The organism is Gammaproteobacteria bacterium (assembly GCA_013151035.1).
In the GTDB taxonomy this organism is placed as follows: domain Bacteria; phylum Pseudomonadota; class Gammaproteobacteria; order JAADJB01; family JAADJB01; genus JAADJB01.
On record JAADJB010000001.1, the window covers coordinates 1 to 15071 of the forward strand.

Consider the following 15071-nt stretch of genomic DNA (forward strand, 5'->3'; position numbering starts at 1 on the left):
TTTCTTTATGTTGATGGTATGTTGAACTTCCATCATGGCGCATTACGACGCCGTATTAAAGGGGGGAGGAGACCATCTCATCACCCTACCTCGGTTCGGAGTGTGCCTGTGCTCTATCAGTGCTATATTATGTCATCGCTATTAATTCTGAGAACAAACATGAGTGAAAATAAAGCCTCCAAAGAAGAACAAATCCTGCGGGTAATGAAACGCGTGTTGACCGATGTCGCTAAAGATACCTTCACCCGCCCTGGCTTCAAACATCAATTATCGGACAATACCATACAAGGCATACGTGATTGTCTATCGTTGATTACCGTACGTGAGCACGAGCTAATAGAAGATTCCGGACGTAGCCACGACCATCGCCCACGCTATACGGATGAACCGAGTAGCAATGTTATCGTGCAACTGGACACTTCGGGCAATAAAGGTAAAAATTCATAAGTAGCCCCATACCCACATAAAGGATCATGCCCATGTCACAACCCGAACTCTCCTTCTGTCAAAATGTTCAGCACATGTCTAATCGAGCGTTTCATGCCATGGGTCTGGAACCACATGTTGCAGAGGCCATCCAGAGCTGCAACTCTGTATTGCAGGTTCGCTTTCCAGTCAAGATTCGTGGCAAAATCGAAATATTCACTGGCTGGCGTGCCGTGCATAGCACCCATCGTCTGCCTGCCAAAGGTGGTATCCGCTACGCCCCTCATGCCGACCAGGATGAGGTTGAGGCGCTCGCCGCCTTAATGACCTACAAGTGTGCATTGGTTGATGTCCCCTTCGGGGGTTCAAAAGGTGCATTGGTCATTGACCCTGCCAATTATGATCGTGACGAGATGCAGGCCATCACCCGGCGCTTCACGGTAGAACTGGTACGCAAGGGCTTTCTGAGCCCATCCGAGAATGTCCCTGCCCCCGACATGGGCACCGGTCAACGTGAGATGGCATGGATTGCCGATACTTATAAACATCTACACCCGGAAGACATCAATTATCAAGCCTGTGTTACCGGAAAACCCCTGCATCAAGGCGGTATTCAAGGACGCATTGAGGCGACGGGGCGCGGTGTGCAATATGCCATTCGTGAGTTCTTCCGTCACCCGGAGGATATCAGTAAGGCTGGGCTAAGTGCAGGCATTGCTGGAAAGCGTGTTGTAATACAAGGGCTGGGTAATGTGGGTTACCATGCCGCACGCGCTCTGTCTCAAGAGGATGGTGCCGTTATCATCGCCGTTATCGAACGTGACGGGGTGGTCTACAATGAGAAGGGTATCGATATTGATGATCTGCACACCCACATCGTAGAGAACGGCACCATCACCGGTTGTCCCTGTTGTGAATATAATGAAGATGGTGCTGCTGCCCTGGAAATGGAATGTGACATCCTGATCCCTGCTGCCCTGGAGGGACAGATCACCAGCGAGAATGCCGAACGCATACAGGCCAAGCTCATTGTTGAAGCCGCTAATGGCCCGGTCACCTTTGGTGCCGATCAAATCCTGAAGAAACGGGGCATCATCATGTTACCTGATCTTTATGTTAATGCCGGCGGTGTCACCGTATCCTATTTTGAATGGATTAGAAACATCTCCCACATCCGTTTTGGCCGTATGCAACGCCGACATGATGAAATACGCAATAACCAATACGCAGCCCTACTGGAAAAGGCAACGGGTACTAATATACAGGATATGGAACGTCAGGGCTTTGTGCGTGGTGCAGGCGAGATTGATCTGGTGCTTTCGGGACTAGATGACACCATGCGTCTGGCCTATCAGGAGATGCGTAACGCCATAATAGAAACCCCCGAGATCGAGGATCTACGCACCGCCGCCTATGTGATTGCCATTCGCAAAATTGCCCGCTCCTATATTGATGTGGGTGTATTCTAGGTAAAGTGCTGAGCGATGATTGATATTGTCCCCTGGATTATCCTGATCTTCATCGCCTGGTTCTGGCTTGATAGTTTGAGTGCGCGAGAAAATGCCAACACAATATGTAATACATTCTGCGAGCGTCAGGGAGTTAAATTTCTCGATGGCACGGTAGCCGCACGTAGCATCAGACTCAAACGCAATTCACAGGGCCGCATTAACCTACGCCGCATATACCACTTTGAATACAGTAATACCGGTGAAACACGTCACGAAGGGATTATCATTATGCTAGGAAACCAAATTGAGGCATTTCATCTGGCGGCTAAGGAATAAATATTGGTGTGTGATCCGCACCCTACCCATGGGACATACTCTACCGTGGTGCCTCCCCTGCAATTGTGGTACTTTAACAAGGAATCTTGATGGACGAACAAAACAATGATCTCCTGCTGCGCATCAATGAATTACAGCTGGAGCACCAGGATCTGGATGATCTGCTCAAGCGCATTATGCTAGATACCGCTATCGATCAACTACAGATATGCCGCATCAAAAAGAGAAAGTTGCTATTAAAGGATATTATTGCAAAACTGGAAAGCAAACTCATCCCTGACCTGGATGCCTGATAAACAACAACTGAAAGACTGAAACCATGCCTTATTTTATCTACAAAATCACCCCTGCACCCAAACCCTTGTTAAAAACACTGGATCTGCTGGATCGCTTTGATGTCTTCAAGGATGCAAAGAATGCTGCGCGCGAGATGCGCAAAAATAAACCCGCCGAGGATAACCATGAGTTCAAGGTCATCTTTGCCGGTACAGAACTAGAGGCCGAGGAGACCCTGATGCAGGTGCGTGAAAAAACCGTCGTCAGGGAATGGGAAAAATAACCATGTCCAAAAAGATAATGCTGTTACCTGCCAGCAACTCGAAAGATATCAGGCTATTACTAATCCCGGATGACTATGAGGAACACGAAGCATATCGCACTGTTACCGGCCTGATTGCCAAGGTTGAAGAAGAATACCCGGACTCCGGCTGGGAGGAACTGGCGGATACTCTGGAGGATCATGGCTTTATCCCACAGCAATTTATCCTGGGACCGGAACCCACTTAGGGAGGGCGCAGTCATTAACCGACAAGCCATCCAGCAAGACCTAAGAGACTTCAAGATCGAGAATCATATGTTGCGTTATAGCAGCTTCATTCCTCGTTTTTATAATTTTTGCAAGACACTGGGGCTAACTCCCGGCAAGATCATCCCCTCACGTGCATTCTGTTCGGATGAAAGCCAGGGCTATCCCATCATCCTGATTGCCAAACACTTTGGTGCCTTCCCTTTTAATCATGGCCACGTTGGTGGTATTGTCGCAACTGACCGACATGGTCCTCATGCCACACACGGCAAAGATGCTGTTATCATCCAGGCCAGCCATGTCGGCTATGATCCACAGACCCGAACCTTTGGTGACTATCGTCGATTACAGACTGCCAATAATGATATCAGCACTAATTGTGGCAAGATTGAGAGCGTACTCAACTGGTATTTGGAAGAATACGAATTTGCCCGCAACAATATTTTTCTGCACAAGAAAGAGGGACAATACCATGTCATCATCGATAATCAGCTGATAGAAAAACAAAAAGCAGCCGGACTCGAATTATACCAAGACAAGATTATTCAATATGATGAATACGGTTATCCCCGTTGCACACAAAGCTGGAGCACAGCAAAAGGTTATCTTGCCACCCCCGAATTTGTTCATAAAATGAATATAGACAGTTGGCAGGAACAACACAAGACACCCATCATGGATCAACTGAGTCCTGAATTATTCAGTTTCAAAAAAGAGATGCAGTATGATAAGGAAGGTCGTGACCATCTGGAAATAAACCTTCTCAGCCAGATGCCTGTCATTATCTGTTCAGCCAACCCGATGTTGGCTGCTGCCTGCATCAACACCCGCATTGAGTTTGAACGCAGTTTCCGCAGCATCATCAAGGAACATGCCTACAAAAATAAAAATGTAGTTTTGATATCCGGCCTGAATATTGACATATCACCACAACAGGGGCAACTTTTCCCGTTAACTAAATTTGTCCCCTGGGCGGCATCGGTGCACCGGGAAGATGGCAGCTACACGCTAATGGAACAAGAAGAATTATGGCAGACCCTGCTTGAGCAGGAAGAGAATAACAATGATGAGATTGATCTCGAAAAGGCGATTCAGCTAATGAAGGATGTGGAAGAGATTCATATCCATTTTGATTAAAGAACTCAATGAACCTCTAATCAAAACAATATCAACCACCAAACCACCGGCACCTGTATCAGTGCAATCAATACCGCAGCTGAAGCGATATCCTTGGCGCGACCGGACAGTTCATGTTGTTCACTGCCAATACGATCCACCACACTCTCTATTGCTGAATTAAGCAGCTCCACAATCAGCACCAGGAACAGACTCCCGATCAACAATGCACGCTCCACCCCATTGTCAGACCACATAAAAACCAGCGGCAATAAAATTGCACAAGCTATCAGTTCCTGTCGAAATGCGGCCTCGGATTGCCATGCCGCCTTTAGACCCTGCACAGAATATAATGCCGCATACAAAATACGGGAAAGACCTCTACGTTTTTCAGTCATGCGGATCAGCCACTCCCTTAATATTCGATGGCGCCACCCATTGATTCAAATGATGACCATAAATATAACTACCCCCCTGATAATAAGCTAGCGCACGTTGCATAGAGATATCATCCTTATCAGCAGCAATAACCAGAGATTCCTTATCCTCAGGTTTTATCTGTTGACTAAGAATTTTCTTTGGACTAATTATCGATAATAAACCTTTTGTATATAAGCCCAGGTGCTGATAATTACCTATAAGGGCGCGTTCATCCTCCGCTCTCATGGACAAGATATCCTTGCCAAAGAAATTAGAGGTGTAGTCCACTCCCAACAGCGCCAACAAAGTCGGTGCCACATCAATCTGGCTGGCAATCTTGTCAACATGCTGCGCCTTTATATAACGCGGGCTATAGATGAAAAAAGGAATATGATACTTTCTGACAGGTAACGCCATCTTGCCCGCACTACCTGCGGTATGATCGGACATAAAGACAAACAGGGTACTATCAAACCAGGGCTTACTGCGTGCCCGTTCGATAAAATCACCAATCGCCCAGTCGGTGTACTTGATGGCACCATGACGACCACTACCCGAAGGAATATCAATACGACCACTCGGATAGGTATAGGGTCGATGATTAGAGGTTGTCATAATGTGATAAAAAAAGGGCTTCCCTTGTACAAAGGCCTCATCAGCTGATGCCAGTGCTGCTGTGTAGAGGTATTCATCAGACATTCCCCAGGCATTAGCAAAACCAATCATCTCATCCGGCACACTGGATCGGTCCACAATACGATAACCATTACCGCTAAAAAAGGCATTCATATTATCAAAATAACCAAAACCGCCATAATGAAAAGCAACATCATAACCCTGTGCAGCAAGGACATTACCCAACGACCACATATCAGACTCTCGTCCTAGACGCTTAACAATAGAACGACCGGGTGTCGGTGGTATCGACAGGGTAACCGCCTCAAGTCCGCGCGTAGTCCGTGTACCGACAGCATAAAAACGATCAAAAGACAGACTCTTTTGTAGCAAGCCATCAAGATAAGGCGTGAGCCTTCGTTTACCACCAAAGTGGGTCAAGGCATTGGCATTCAGACTTTCTATCATCACCAGCATAATATTCAGTCGATCCCCAACAGCCTTATCATTTTTGATCTGGCGACGGATACTGAATAATTCATTATCACTGTAATGAGCGTTGGCCTCCAGCACCTCCTTACGCAAGATCATTGATGCCTGCTGATCATCCAAAGTAAAATAAAACCCGGAATACTCCAGCTCATTATTTCGAAAGGCAGCAAAAAACTGGTAGGGCCCATTGGACAACAACTCCTTCTGATAATGGTTATTCGGGATATCCCTTAAATTAGAATCCAGCAAGACATAACTCACCAGTGGCAACAACCAGAGTATCAAGGCAAAAACACTGCGCCGACGCAGGGACTCATATTGCTCCAGTCCCTGTTCGATAAACGGCATTGCTAGTCGATAGATTCCAGCCGTAATAAACAACAGCACAAACAGGATGGTAAAGACCGGATAGGACTCCAGGATATTATTGGTCACCTCTCGTCGGTAGACCAGATAATCAACCGAGATAAAATTAAAACGAACCTGAAACTCCAGCCAGAATAATATCTCTGCCACCACAATAAAAAGCAGACCGTATATCACAGCGAAACAACAAAGACGCACCCACCATCGGTTAGCCCAGGAATGCCACAGGCGTTCAGGTAATAACAATAAGTAGAGGTTAACGGGTATCAGCGCGTAGCCAAAGAATGCGATGTCATACAGGAGACCTCCTGCATAAACAGCCATCACCGTCGATAAATCAAGCTCCGCATCAACCGGGCTCATAAAGGCAAGAAGGGTTCGCGTTATAGCGAAGATCAACATTGCGACAACAAAGATCACCGCAACCAGGCGATAGCGTGATGATAGCGGTGTTGTCATACCACCTGTTTTTTTATTATTACTCACCACTGCTGCCCCAGTAAGGTCGAGACAGGAATTGCTCTCCTTCTAACAGAGACCCGCCGTGAATACATCCCTGTAGGCTCGATGCCCGCGTCCATGCGGGCATCGGTCTCTGTTAGAGAAGAACAATCCCTATCTCTTGAGTTAACGGGACAGTAATGATTATTCACCATAAATCGTCACCATAACCTGGCGTTTATTTGACTGTGCGCGATGTTCCCACAGATAAATACTCTGCCAGTTACCCAAACCACATTGCCCATCACTAACAGGAATGGTGAGATCGGGATTAGTCAACACGGTTCGGATATGCGCAGGCATATCATCGATACCTTCATTCTGATGTCGAAAACGATCATCGCCATCCGGGATCAGATCAGACATGAAGGTCTCCAGATCATGCCGCACATCGGGGTCGGCATTCTCACACAACATTAATGAGGCACTGGTATGCTGAATAAGAAGATTGCATACCCCCAATGAGATACCGGATTCACGAATAAGTGCCTGCACCTTGCAGGTAATATCAATGGTGGAACGCCCCTGGGTTGCTATAACTAAAATTTCCTGTTTTACCATACCTTTTATATCCCGTTCCAAGCAAACTTAACGATGCTGATCAATCAGATTACGCACAAAACCCAGTGGTTTGGCACCACTGAAACGCTCCACTTCTTCACCCTTGGCAAACAGAATAATAGTAGGGAAACCGCGTGCATGATAACGACCGGCAATCTTCATATTCCTACCCTCGTCCACCTCAATCTTGGCCAATGCTACAGACCCCTTATGCTCTTCAACCAATTGCGCAAGAATTGGCGCAATCACAATACAGGGCGGACACCAGTCAGCCCACATGTCCAGTAACACCAATTGCTGATGAGAGCGTTGTATCACCTGCTCTTCAAAGTCTTCCAGGTTGATATCAAAAATATTTTCGTTCTGTCCAGTCATAATTACCGCTCTTCATATTCATTTAAAAACCTTGGTGCGCAGTGCGCACCCTACCTGTAAAGTGCGCACCACGCACCATTCCATTAAGCCGTGGTTAAACGTCGATAAATCTCCGACACCTTCAACGGTAACTTGCGCACATCATCCAGCACGGCATAATTCACCGCGCCGTACATGTGTGGCAGATAATCAGCACCCTCGGTATCAATAGTAATACAAAAGGGATGTATCCCTTCCTGTCGTGCTTCAATAAGAGCCTGTCGCGTATCCTCAATACCATAGGCTCCACGATAACCGTCATAGTCATCCGGCTTACCATCCGACAAGGTAATCAACAGACGCGTACGCGCCTCTTGCTCATTCAACAAATAACTGAAATGCCGAATCGCCACACCCATACGAGTATAATCACGCGGACTAATACCACTGATACGGGCACGCACCTCATTATCATACGCATCATCAAAGGACTTGATACGATAGACTTCACAGCGTTTACGCGTCATCCCGGAGAAACCATAAATCGCATAGCGATCACCGAGTGACTCCAGCGACTCACACAACAACACCAGCGCCTCACGTTCGGCATCATTGATCCAGCCCTTGGTAGAACCACTCATATCGACCATAATCAGTGCTGCAATATTACGATCCAGCCGTCGCTTGCGGGTGAACAAACGATCACTCATCTCCAGCCCGCTACGCACATCCGCATACGCCTCAACCAGCGCATCAATATCGACATCATCTCCGAAGGGCTGTTTTCTAAGCAGGCGATCCTCGCCACGCAAGGCCTCAAAACTACGCCGTAACTCAGCAATCAAACCGTGATACTTTTTCAAGGTGTCGGCGACAAAACCATCATGTACCGGATGCACCTCCAGCTCACGCAACACTGCCCAATTCTTGCGATAATATTTACGATTAAAATCCCACTCATTATACAAGAAGGCACCCTCCTCATGATAGGTCCCCTTCCACACGTCCTCGGGGTTCAATGCCTCCTCTTCAATCACGCCGGCATAATAACCCCCATCACCGGCGGCATGCAGATATTCATCCGGGATCATACCGAGATCTTGCATGATCGATGCCAGTGTGCCTTTGACGTCATCCGGGGGTGCCATCAATTGACCTTCCAGCTCAAATACCTGGTTCATCTCGCCTGACTCACTTTCAACCGTACGCAATTCAATCGTTGGTAACACATTGGCAAGCACATCCTCTTCATCCTGTGCCTGTTGGTATTCATCCGCCATCTGCGCCAGCGTCTTGCGAAAACCCGAGTAATCCTGCGCCAGACGGGCATCACGCACCGCCTTGACCTTATCAGGGAATAACTCTCCTTGATAAGGCAACACAACAGGGGTAACACTGACATACAGACTATGCAGCAATTCCACAACAGACTCGACACAAGCATCAACATGTTCAAGCTTTTCCAACACCCGTGGTGGCACTTGTAACTCAGGCTGCAAGCCAGCCTTGATGAGTTGCATCTGTCGATAGATACCAGGTAGATCGCGTGCAATGCAAGCATCTAAACGCACGGTTTCCAACATATAAAACAGAGCCAATGCCCGATCAGGATTGGCATAAACCAGTAAGACCTGTTCCAGGTCAATGCGCCAGGTGCCATACATGCACTGCGCCCATTGATGCACCGCCAACACCTTATAATGATCAAAGTGTTCAGCACGATTATCGCCATGACTAATATATTCAGGCAAAAAAATGGTCTCGGTATCAGTGTAGACCGTCTCACCCACGGTAATCTTCAACGCACGTCCACCGAGTCCACAGACAAAGGTCTCTAGCACCTGACGCACCGATTCAAGACCCAGCGCATTTTTACGTCGTTCCCGTTGCGCGGAGAATTCATCCAGTGATTGAATAACGCATACCGCCGCATGTAGACCGGAGGTGTCGTAGACATCCATACAATGCACCAGCCACGACTCAACACCCTCTTCATTCATACACTGAAGGGCACGATTCGCATGGGCAATAAACTGATAGGCAAGCCCCGAACTGGTGCGTGCAGTCGCCTCGGCCCAATGCAGGACAAATTCCTGTTGTGCACGACTCAGACCAACGACCACATCGATAGTCTCATCTGCTTCAACATCCGACATCAGGATGACGGCAATACGTTCATGCAGGATATCAGGTGTTAGTGGTGCTTGGGCAGGGCGAGGCATAGATAGTTCCTATTTATTTCAAGGGGTCAGAGCTCTTGAAAGTTAAAAAACAGCTGCACTTAACTCACTAACGGCGGCCAGCATCTCGGGATCATCGGTTAATGCCTGGGCAATACAGGCACGACAGGCGGTTGCCGGGGCAATCCCGTCGACCATTAATTTGGCGGCATGCACCAACAGGCGGGTACTTGCGCCTTCTTCCAGACCGCTACCTTTGAGATTGCGCGTCATTTGTGCAAAACGCACCAGTTGATGTGCCTGATCCAGATCTATCCCAGTTTCCTTACTGACTATCATCGCTTCCAGCTCGGCACTCGGATAATCGAACTCCAGTGCCACAAAACGCTGACGGGTACTCTGTTTGAGATCCTTGAGAATACTTTGATAGCCTGGGTTATAGGATATTGCCAGACAGAACTCCGGCCCCGATTCCAGTAACTCACCGGATTTTTCCATCGGTAACATGCGGCGATCATCCGCCAGTGGGTGAATAACGACTGTTGTGTCCTTGCGCGCCTCTACCACTTCATCCAGGTAGCAGATGGCACCATTACGCACGGCGCGTGCCAAGGGCCCATCGACCCAGAGAGTTTCACCTGCCGTTACCAAAAACCTTCCCACCAGATCCGAAGCGGTCAGATCATCATGGCAAGACACCGTAATCAATGGTCGTTGCAGCCGCCATGCCATGTATTCCATAAAACGAGTCTTGCCACAACCTGTGGGGCCTTTCAGCAATAATGGAATCTGGTTACGATAGGCACTTTCAAACAGTGCAATCTCATCACCGACAGGTTCGTAATAAGGTTCTTCACGAAGAATGTTTTCTTCAATCTTTAATGCGCGTGCCTGTGTCATGTGAGAGTCTCTTGCCTTAATACTTGAGTAAATCACTTGGTTAAAGGCGCATTCTAGCATAGATTATTTGGTGCGTGGTACGCACTCTACCTTTCACACCTATACATTTATTCTATCCCAGCATTCGGAGATTCGATAAAAAACCTCTCATTGTCGCTAGCCTCTATACCATAGATACTGTATTGTATACGCGTTAAATGTCGTTGATAAACGATCCAAATTCTCGAGCAAGCTCCGGTTACAATTCAAACGAATCGGCAGGGGCATACTCTAAACAAACTGAATAACAGTTATCCATGTTGTTATTCACAGGAGGAAGAACCATGTCTGAGGTAATCGCAACCAACCAGACCATTCTGGTGGTAGGCGGAGGCATTAGCGGTCTATCAGCAGCCCTGGAGGCCGCGGAATGTGGCAAACAGGTGATACTGGTTGAAAAGAACCCGTCTCTAGGTGGCCGAGTTAGCCAACTCTACAAATATTTCCCCAAGCTTTGTATCCCTTCCTGTGGCATGGAGATCAATCTACGCCGCTTAAAGGCGAATAAGAACCTGCGTATCCTGACCATGGCTGAGGTTAGCACGGTTGAAGGCGACGCCGGTAATTACAGCGTCATCATCAAGACCAGCCCACGTTATGTCAATGCCAACTGTACCGCCTGCGGTGCCTGTGGTGATGTGGTCGAGACCGAATTTGATAATGCCTACGACTTTGACAAGAGCAAACGCAAGGGCGCTTATCTCCCGTTTGATATGGCCTATCCACAACGTTATGTACTGGATTCACGTATTATCGGCACCGATGAGGCTGAAGCCGCCAAGGCCGCCTGTAAATATGGTGCCATTGATCTGGACGAACAGGCAACAGAGACCACACTTAATGTCGGTGCCATCATCTGGGCCACCGGCTGGCGTCCTTATGATGCCAACAAGATTCAACCTTATGGCTATGATCGTTATGACAACGTGATCACCAGCCTGGAATTTGAACGCATGTTAGACCCACAGGGCCCAACCGGCGGCAAGATCCAGCGTCCATCCGATGGTGCCACACCGAGCAATATCGCCTTCATTCAGTGCGCCGGTTCGCGTGACCGTAACCATCTAAAACATTGTTCACGCGTCTGCTGCATGGCAACCCTGAAGCAGACCACCTATCTGGCTGAACAGCTGGAAGGGGATTACAAAGCATCGGTCTACTATATTGATATCCGCGCCATTGACCGTATCGATGACTTCCATCGTAAGGTTAAGGAAGATGAGCATGTCACCTTCATCAAGTCCAAGGTTGCCAACATCACCGAGGATCGTGATACCCGTAACCCAGTGTTAAATGGTGTCGACACCGAAGGCTACCATCGTTACAGCAACCCGCATGACCTCGTTGTGCTGGCGATTGGCATGGAGCCCAGTGTTGCAGCGGATAGCCTGCCAACACAGGTGACTGTCAACGAGCATGGCTTCATTGATGCCGATGACAGCGATCAGGGTATCTTCGCCGCCGGTTGTTCAAGCGATGCGCTGGACGTTAACCGTGCCGTACAAAATGCGACCGCTAGTGCACTTCGTGCCATTCAGGTCATTAATAAAGTCTCCAGGGCAGAGGGTTAAGTTATGTCTGACATGAAGATCGGAACCTATATCTGTAAGGGCTGTGACATTGAGTCACGTCTGGATTGTTCACAACTTGCCACCACCGCAACACGCGATGGCAAGTCCGCTATTACTAAAGAGCATGATTTCCTGTGTAACGCCGAAGGTGTTGCCATGATTCAGAGTGATATTGACAACGAAGGTGTTAATCGCGTTGTTATCGCTGCCTGTTCGCGTCGTTCAAAGGTTGAGGCCTTTAGCTTCGAGAATGTCGTCATTATCCGCACCAACCTGCGCGAAGGCGTGATCCGTGTGCGCCCTGATAATGAGGAATCCCGCGAAACCACGCAGGAAATGGGTGATGACTACATCCGCATGGGCTGTGCTGAGGCGAAGTATTCCACACCACCATCCAATAGCGGCGAGAGTGAGGGTAACGCCAGCATCCTGATCGTTGGTGGCGGTATCTCCGGCATGACGGCAGCAATTGAGGCCTCTAAAACCGGTTACAAGTCCAGCCTGATTGAGAAGAGTGACCACTTAGGTGGTGCCGCAGCTGATTTCAGCAAGCGTATCCCTTCCCGTGCCCCGTTTGATGGCCCGCAGGACACCGGCATTGCCGCAATGATTGCGACTATCGAGTCTGATGACAATATTACCGTGCATCTAAACTCCACCGTCAGCAAGACCAGTGGTGCGCCGGGTCGTTTCTCGGCTGATATCAGCGTTGAATCCGGCTCTACTGTCACTGAAAACTTTGGTGCCATCATCATGGCATCCGGCTTCACACCTTATGATGCCAATCAACTGACTGAATTCAGTTACAAGGACAGTCCTGACGTCATTGATCAGATGGAACTCGAACGTCTGGTTAAGGCTGCCGATGGCGGTGCTATCAAGCGTCCATCCGATGGCAAAGAAATCAGCAGCGTTGTTTTTGTACAGTGTGCCGGTCAACGTAGTGAGAAAGAAGGCCATCTGCCTTACTGTTCCGGTCATTGTTGTCTGACCTCGATCAAACAGGCCAGTTACTTCAAGGATCAGAACTCAGCGATTGATACCAATATTATCTATACCGATCTGCGCACCCCCGGTGCCGGTGGTGAGGATTTCTACCGCAGCGGTCAGGATCGCGGCATTACCTTCACCAAGGGTGAAGTGAGTGAGGTCAGTGTTTCAGGTGGTGATGTACAGGTTAAATTCAAGGATCTGATCCTCAACGAAGAGGTGAATAGCTCGGTTGATCTGGTGGTGCTGGCAACCGGTCTGCTGCCAAACTCGGGGGTTGATATCTCATTACCCGCCGTCGCTACCGACGATGAAGCCGCACCTGAGGTGACCGTTGATTCCATTCTTAACCTGGATTATCGCCAGGGCAAGGATCTGCCTCACTTGAAGCATGGCTTTAATGACTCTCACTTTATCTGTTTCCCTTATGAGACCCGTCGTACCGGTATCTACACCGCCGGCCCTGTACGCCGTCCCATGGACATGGCACAGGCAATGGAGGATGCAACCGGTGCGACACTGAAGGCAATACAGGCGCTGGAGAATTCCAAAATTGGTCGAGCCGCACATCCACGTTCCGGTGATCTATCCTTCCCAACCTTCCGCAAGGAAGGCTGTACCCAGTGTAAACGCTGCACAGTCGAGTGCCCGTTTGGTGCTATCGACGAAGATGAAAAGGGTTACCCGGTCTACAATGAGGCGCGTTGTCGTCGCTGTGGTACCTGTATGGGTGCCTGTCCGGTACGTGTTATCTCGTTTGAGAACTATTCCGTGGAGACCGTTGGTCAACAGATCAAGACCGTTGATATCCCGGATGAGTTCGATGAAAAACCACGTATCCTGGTACTCGCCTGTGAAAACGATGCCTACCCGGCACTGGATATGGCCGCCAGTAATGGCAACCATTACAGTCAATGGACGCGAGTGATCCCACTACGCTGCCTCGGCAGCACCAGCACCATCTGGATCACCGATGCATTGAACAGTGGTTATGACGGCATTATCCTGATGGGTTGCAAGAAGGGTGACGACTACCAGTGTCACTTCGTCAAGGGTTCCGAACTAGCTCACGAACGTATGGGCAAGATTGATGAGACCTTGAAGACACTGAATCTGGAGACAGAGCGTGTCGAGACCTACGAGATCGCAATCACCGATATCGAACGTGCACCACGACTGATTAACGAGATGGCTGAAACCATTGACAAGATCGGCATGAGTCCATTCAAGTTCTAATGTTATTTAGATGATAATCTGACGTAAGATACCTTACGTCAATGCTGGAGGTAACACGGAGCAATTCGTGCCTACGGGAGCATAATATGAGTAATGCAGTAGTAGAAAAATATCGCAACAACTTCCTCAAGGAAGTTGCCGACAATGTTGAAGAAGGTGAATGGGTACGCATGTGTATGCAGTGCGGCGTATGTGCCGGCTCCTGCCCCATGGGGCCCCATTGGGATCACCCGCCACAAGAGCTGTTCATGATGATTCGTGCCGGTAAACGTGACGAGGTATTGAGTTCCAATTCCATGTGGATGTGTACCTCCTGTTACAACTGTATCGTGCGTTGCCCACGTGAGTTACCCATCACTCATATCATGCATGGTCTGGCGCATTATGCCAAGAAGCTCGGCATTGCACCGAAGAATCAGCCCACCGCCAAGTTTGCCCAGTTATTCTGGGACAACCTGACCAAGACCGGTCGTGTTAACGAACTACGTCTGGGCATACAACTGTATTTCATGAATGGCTTTGCCGAAGGTATCAAGACCTCGCTGAAGATGAAGGATGTTGGTATGGGCATGATGATGACCAAACGCATGAGCCCAATGGAGTTCTTCGTAGGGCATAGCTGTAAAGACAAGAGCGGTTTACACGCCATCCTCAAGAAGGCGCAGGAAATCGAAGACAACAAGATGGCACAAGCAGGAAACTGAGGAAATAC

The 15071-nt window shown here is 48.6% G+C and carries 16 protein-coding genes; 10 read left to right on the forward strand and 6 right to left on the reverse strand.

What is annotated here, in order from left to right; all coding sequences use genetic code 11:
• Positions 1–159: 159 nt before the first annotated feature.
• From GXP22_00005 to GXP22_00035, 7 genes are all read left to right on the forward strand, one after another.
• Positions 160–447, forward strand: coding sequence for a segregation and condensation protein A (locus GXP22_00005; GenBank protein ID NOX07874.1), 288 nt, complete (start codon positions 160–162; stop codon positions 445–447).
• Between the two features lie 26 nt (positions 448–473).
• Complete coding sequence (locus GXP22_00010) at positions 474–1895, forward strand: Glu/Leu/Phe/Val dehydrogenase (GenBank protein NOX07875.1); 1422 nt, start codon at positions 474–476, stop codon at positions 1893–1895.
• 15 nt (positions 1896–1910) lie between these two features.
• Positions 1911–2213 (forward strand): DUF3301 domain-containing protein, encoded by a 303-nt coding sequence (locus GXP22_00015; GenBank protein NOX07876.1) that lies wholly within the window; start codon positions 1911–1913, stop codon positions 2211–2213.
• Positions 2214–2299: 86 nt separating this feature from the next.
• The gene (locus GXP22_00020; protein NOX07877.1) at positions 2300–2506 is read left to right on the forward strand and encodes a DUF465 domain-containing protein; all 207 of its coding nucleotides are present in this window, start codon (positions 2300–2302) and stop codon (positions 2504–2506) included.
• A gap of 26 nt (positions 2507–2532) precedes the next feature.
• On the forward strand, positions 2533–2772 hold the full coding sequence (locus tag GXP22_00025; GenBank protein ID NOX07878.1) for a hypothetical protein: 240 nt from the start codon (positions 2533–2535) through the stop codon (positions 2770–2772).
• A gap of 2 nt (positions 2773–2774) precedes the next feature.
• The gene (locus tag GXP22_00030; protein NOX07879.1) at positions 2775–2999 is read left to right on the forward strand and encodes a hypothetical protein; all 225 of its coding nucleotides are present in this window, start codon (positions 2775–2777) and stop codon (positions 2997–2999) included.
• Positions 2953–4155, forward strand: coding sequence for a hypothetical protein (locus GXP22_00035; GenBank protein ID NOX07880.1), 1203 nt, complete (start codon positions 2953–2955; stop codon positions 4153–4155). Before GXP22_00030 ends, GXP22_00035 begins: the two co-directional genes overlap by 47 nt.
• Before the next feature lie 20 nt (positions 4156–4175).
• Here GXP22_00035 and GXP22_00040 read toward each other — a convergent pair whose 3' ends face one another.
• The 6 genes from GXP22_00040 to GXP22_00065 form a co-directional block, all read right to left on the reverse strand.
• Positions 4176–4532 carry a diacylglycerol kinase gene (locus GXP22_00040; GenBank protein ID NOX07881.1) on the reverse strand — a complete coding sequence of 119 codons (357 nt, stop codon included), beginning with the start codon at positions 4530–4532 and terminating at the stop codon, positions 4176–4178.
• Positions 4525–6486: a sulfatase-like hydrolase/transferase gene (locus tag GXP22_00045; GenBank protein NOX07882.1), complete on the reverse strand. Its 1962-nt coding sequence runs from the start codon at positions 6484–6486 to the stop codon at positions 4525–4527. Before GXP22_00045 ends, GXP22_00040 begins: the two co-directional genes overlap by 8 nt.
• Positions 6487–6672: 186 nt before the next feature.
• Positions 6673–7089, reverse strand: a complete 417-nt coding sequence (locus GXP22_00050; GenBank protein ID NOX07883.1) for a YjbQ family protein — start codon at positions 7087–7089, stop codon at positions 6673–6675.
• Between the two features lie 27 nt (positions 7090–7116).
• On the reverse strand, positions 7117–7464 hold the full coding sequence (locus GXP22_00055) for a thioredoxin (GenBank protein ID NOX07884.1): 348 nt from the start codon (positions 7462–7464) through the stop codon (positions 7117–7119).
• A gap of 83 nt (positions 7465–7547) precedes the next feature.
• A complete protein-coding gene (locus GXP22_00060) occupies positions 7548–9665 on the reverse strand; it encodes a nitric oxide reductase activation protein (protein ID NOX07885.1) in 2118 nt (705 codons plus the stop codon).
• Positions 9666–9707: 42 nt separating this feature from the next.
• A complete protein-coding gene (locus GXP22_00065; protein NOX07886.1) occupies positions 9708–10523 on the reverse strand; it encodes a CbbQ/NirQ/NorQ/GpvN family protein in 816 nt (271 codons plus the stop codon).
• A gap of 323 nt (positions 10524–10846) precedes the next feature.
• Here GXP22_00065 and GXP22_00070 point away from each other — a divergent pair, with 323 nt between their 5' ends.
• From GXP22_00070 to GXP22_00080, 3 genes are all read left to right on the forward strand, one after another.
• A complete protein-coding gene (locus GXP22_00070) occupies positions 10847–12133 on the forward strand; it encodes a CoB--CoM heterodisulfide reductase iron-sulfur subunit A family protein (GenBank protein ID NOX07887.1) in 1287 nt (428 codons plus the stop codon).
• A gap of 3 nt (positions 12134–12136) precedes the next feature.
• Positions 12137–14359 carry a hydrogenase iron-sulfur subunit gene (locus GXP22_00075; GenBank protein ID NOX07888.1) on the forward strand — a complete coding sequence of 741 codons (2223 nt, stop codon included), beginning with the start codon at positions 12137–12139 and terminating at the stop codon, positions 14357–14359.
• Between the two features lie 86 nt (positions 14360–14445).
• The gene (locus GXP22_00080) at positions 14446–15063 is read left to right on the forward strand and encodes a 4Fe-4S dicluster domain-containing protein (GenBank protein NOX07889.1); all 618 of its coding nucleotides are present in this window, start codon (positions 14446–14448) and stop codon (positions 15061–15063) included.
• Positions 15064–15071: the final 8 nt, after the last annotated feature.

What these genes read in the sequence shown, in the direction of transcription:
- GXP22_00005 (NOX07874.1), top strand. Translation starts at nt 160, where the DNA reads ATGAGTGAAAATAAAGCCTCCAAAGAAGAACAAATCCTGCGGGTAATG.
- GXP22_00010 (NOX07875.1), top strand. Translation starts at nt 474, where the DNA reads ATGCCCATGTCACAACCCGAACTCTCCTTCTGTCAAAATGTTCAGCAC.
- GXP22_00015 (NOX07876.1), top strand. Translation starts at nt 1,911, where the DNA reads ATGATTGATATTGTCCCCTGGATTATCCTGATCTTCATCGCCTGGTTC.
- GXP22_00025 (NOX07878.1), top strand. Translation starts at nt 2,533, where the DNA reads ATGCCTTATTTTATCTACAAAATCACCCCTGCACCCAAACCCTTGTTA.
- GXP22_00030 (NOX07879.1), top strand. Translation starts at nt 2,775, where the DNA reads ATGTCCAAAAAGATAATGCTGTTACCTGCCAGCAACTCGAAAGATATC.
- GXP22_00035 (NOX07880.1), top strand. Translation starts at nt 2,953, where the DNA reads ATGGCTTTATCCCACAGCAATTTATCCTGGGACCGGAACCCACTTAGG.
- GXP22_00040 (NOX07881.1), bottom strand. Translation starts at nt 4,532, where the DNA reads ATGACTGAAAAACGTAGAGGTCTTTCCCGTATTTTGTATGCGGCATTA.
- GXP22_00045 (NOX07882.1), bottom strand. Translation starts at nt 6,486, where the DNA reads ATGACAACACCGCTATCATCACGCTATCGCCTGGTTGCGGTGATCTTT.
- GXP22_00050 (NOX07883.1), bottom strand. Translation starts at nt 7,089, where the DNA reads ATGGTAAAACAGGAAATTTTAGTTATAGCAACCCAGGGGCGTTCCACC.
- GXP22_00055 (NOX07884.1), bottom strand. Translation starts at nt 7,464, where the DNA reads ATGACTGGACAGAACGAAAATATTTTTGATATCAACCTGGAAGACTTT.
- GXP22_00060 (NOX07885.1), bottom strand. Translation starts at nt 9,665, where the DNA reads ATGCCTCGCCCTGCCCAAGCACCACTAACACCTGATATCCTGCATGAA.
- GXP22_00065 (NOX07886.1), bottom strand. Translation starts at nt 10,523, where the DNA reads ATGACACAGGCACGCGCATTAAAGATTGAAGAAAACATTCTTCGTGAA.
- GXP22_00070 (NOX07887.1), top strand. Translation starts at nt 10,847, where the DNA reads ATGTCTGAGGTAATCGCAACCAACCAGACCATTCTGGTGGTAGGCGGA.
- GXP22_00075 (NOX07888.1), top strand. Translation starts at nt 12,137, where the DNA reads ATGTCTGACATGAAGATCGGAACCTATATCTGTAAGGGCTGTGACATT.
- GXP22_00080 (NOX07889.1), top strand. Translation starts at nt 14,446, where the DNA reads ATGAGTAATGCAGTAGTAGAAAAATATCGCAACAACTTCCTCAAGGAA.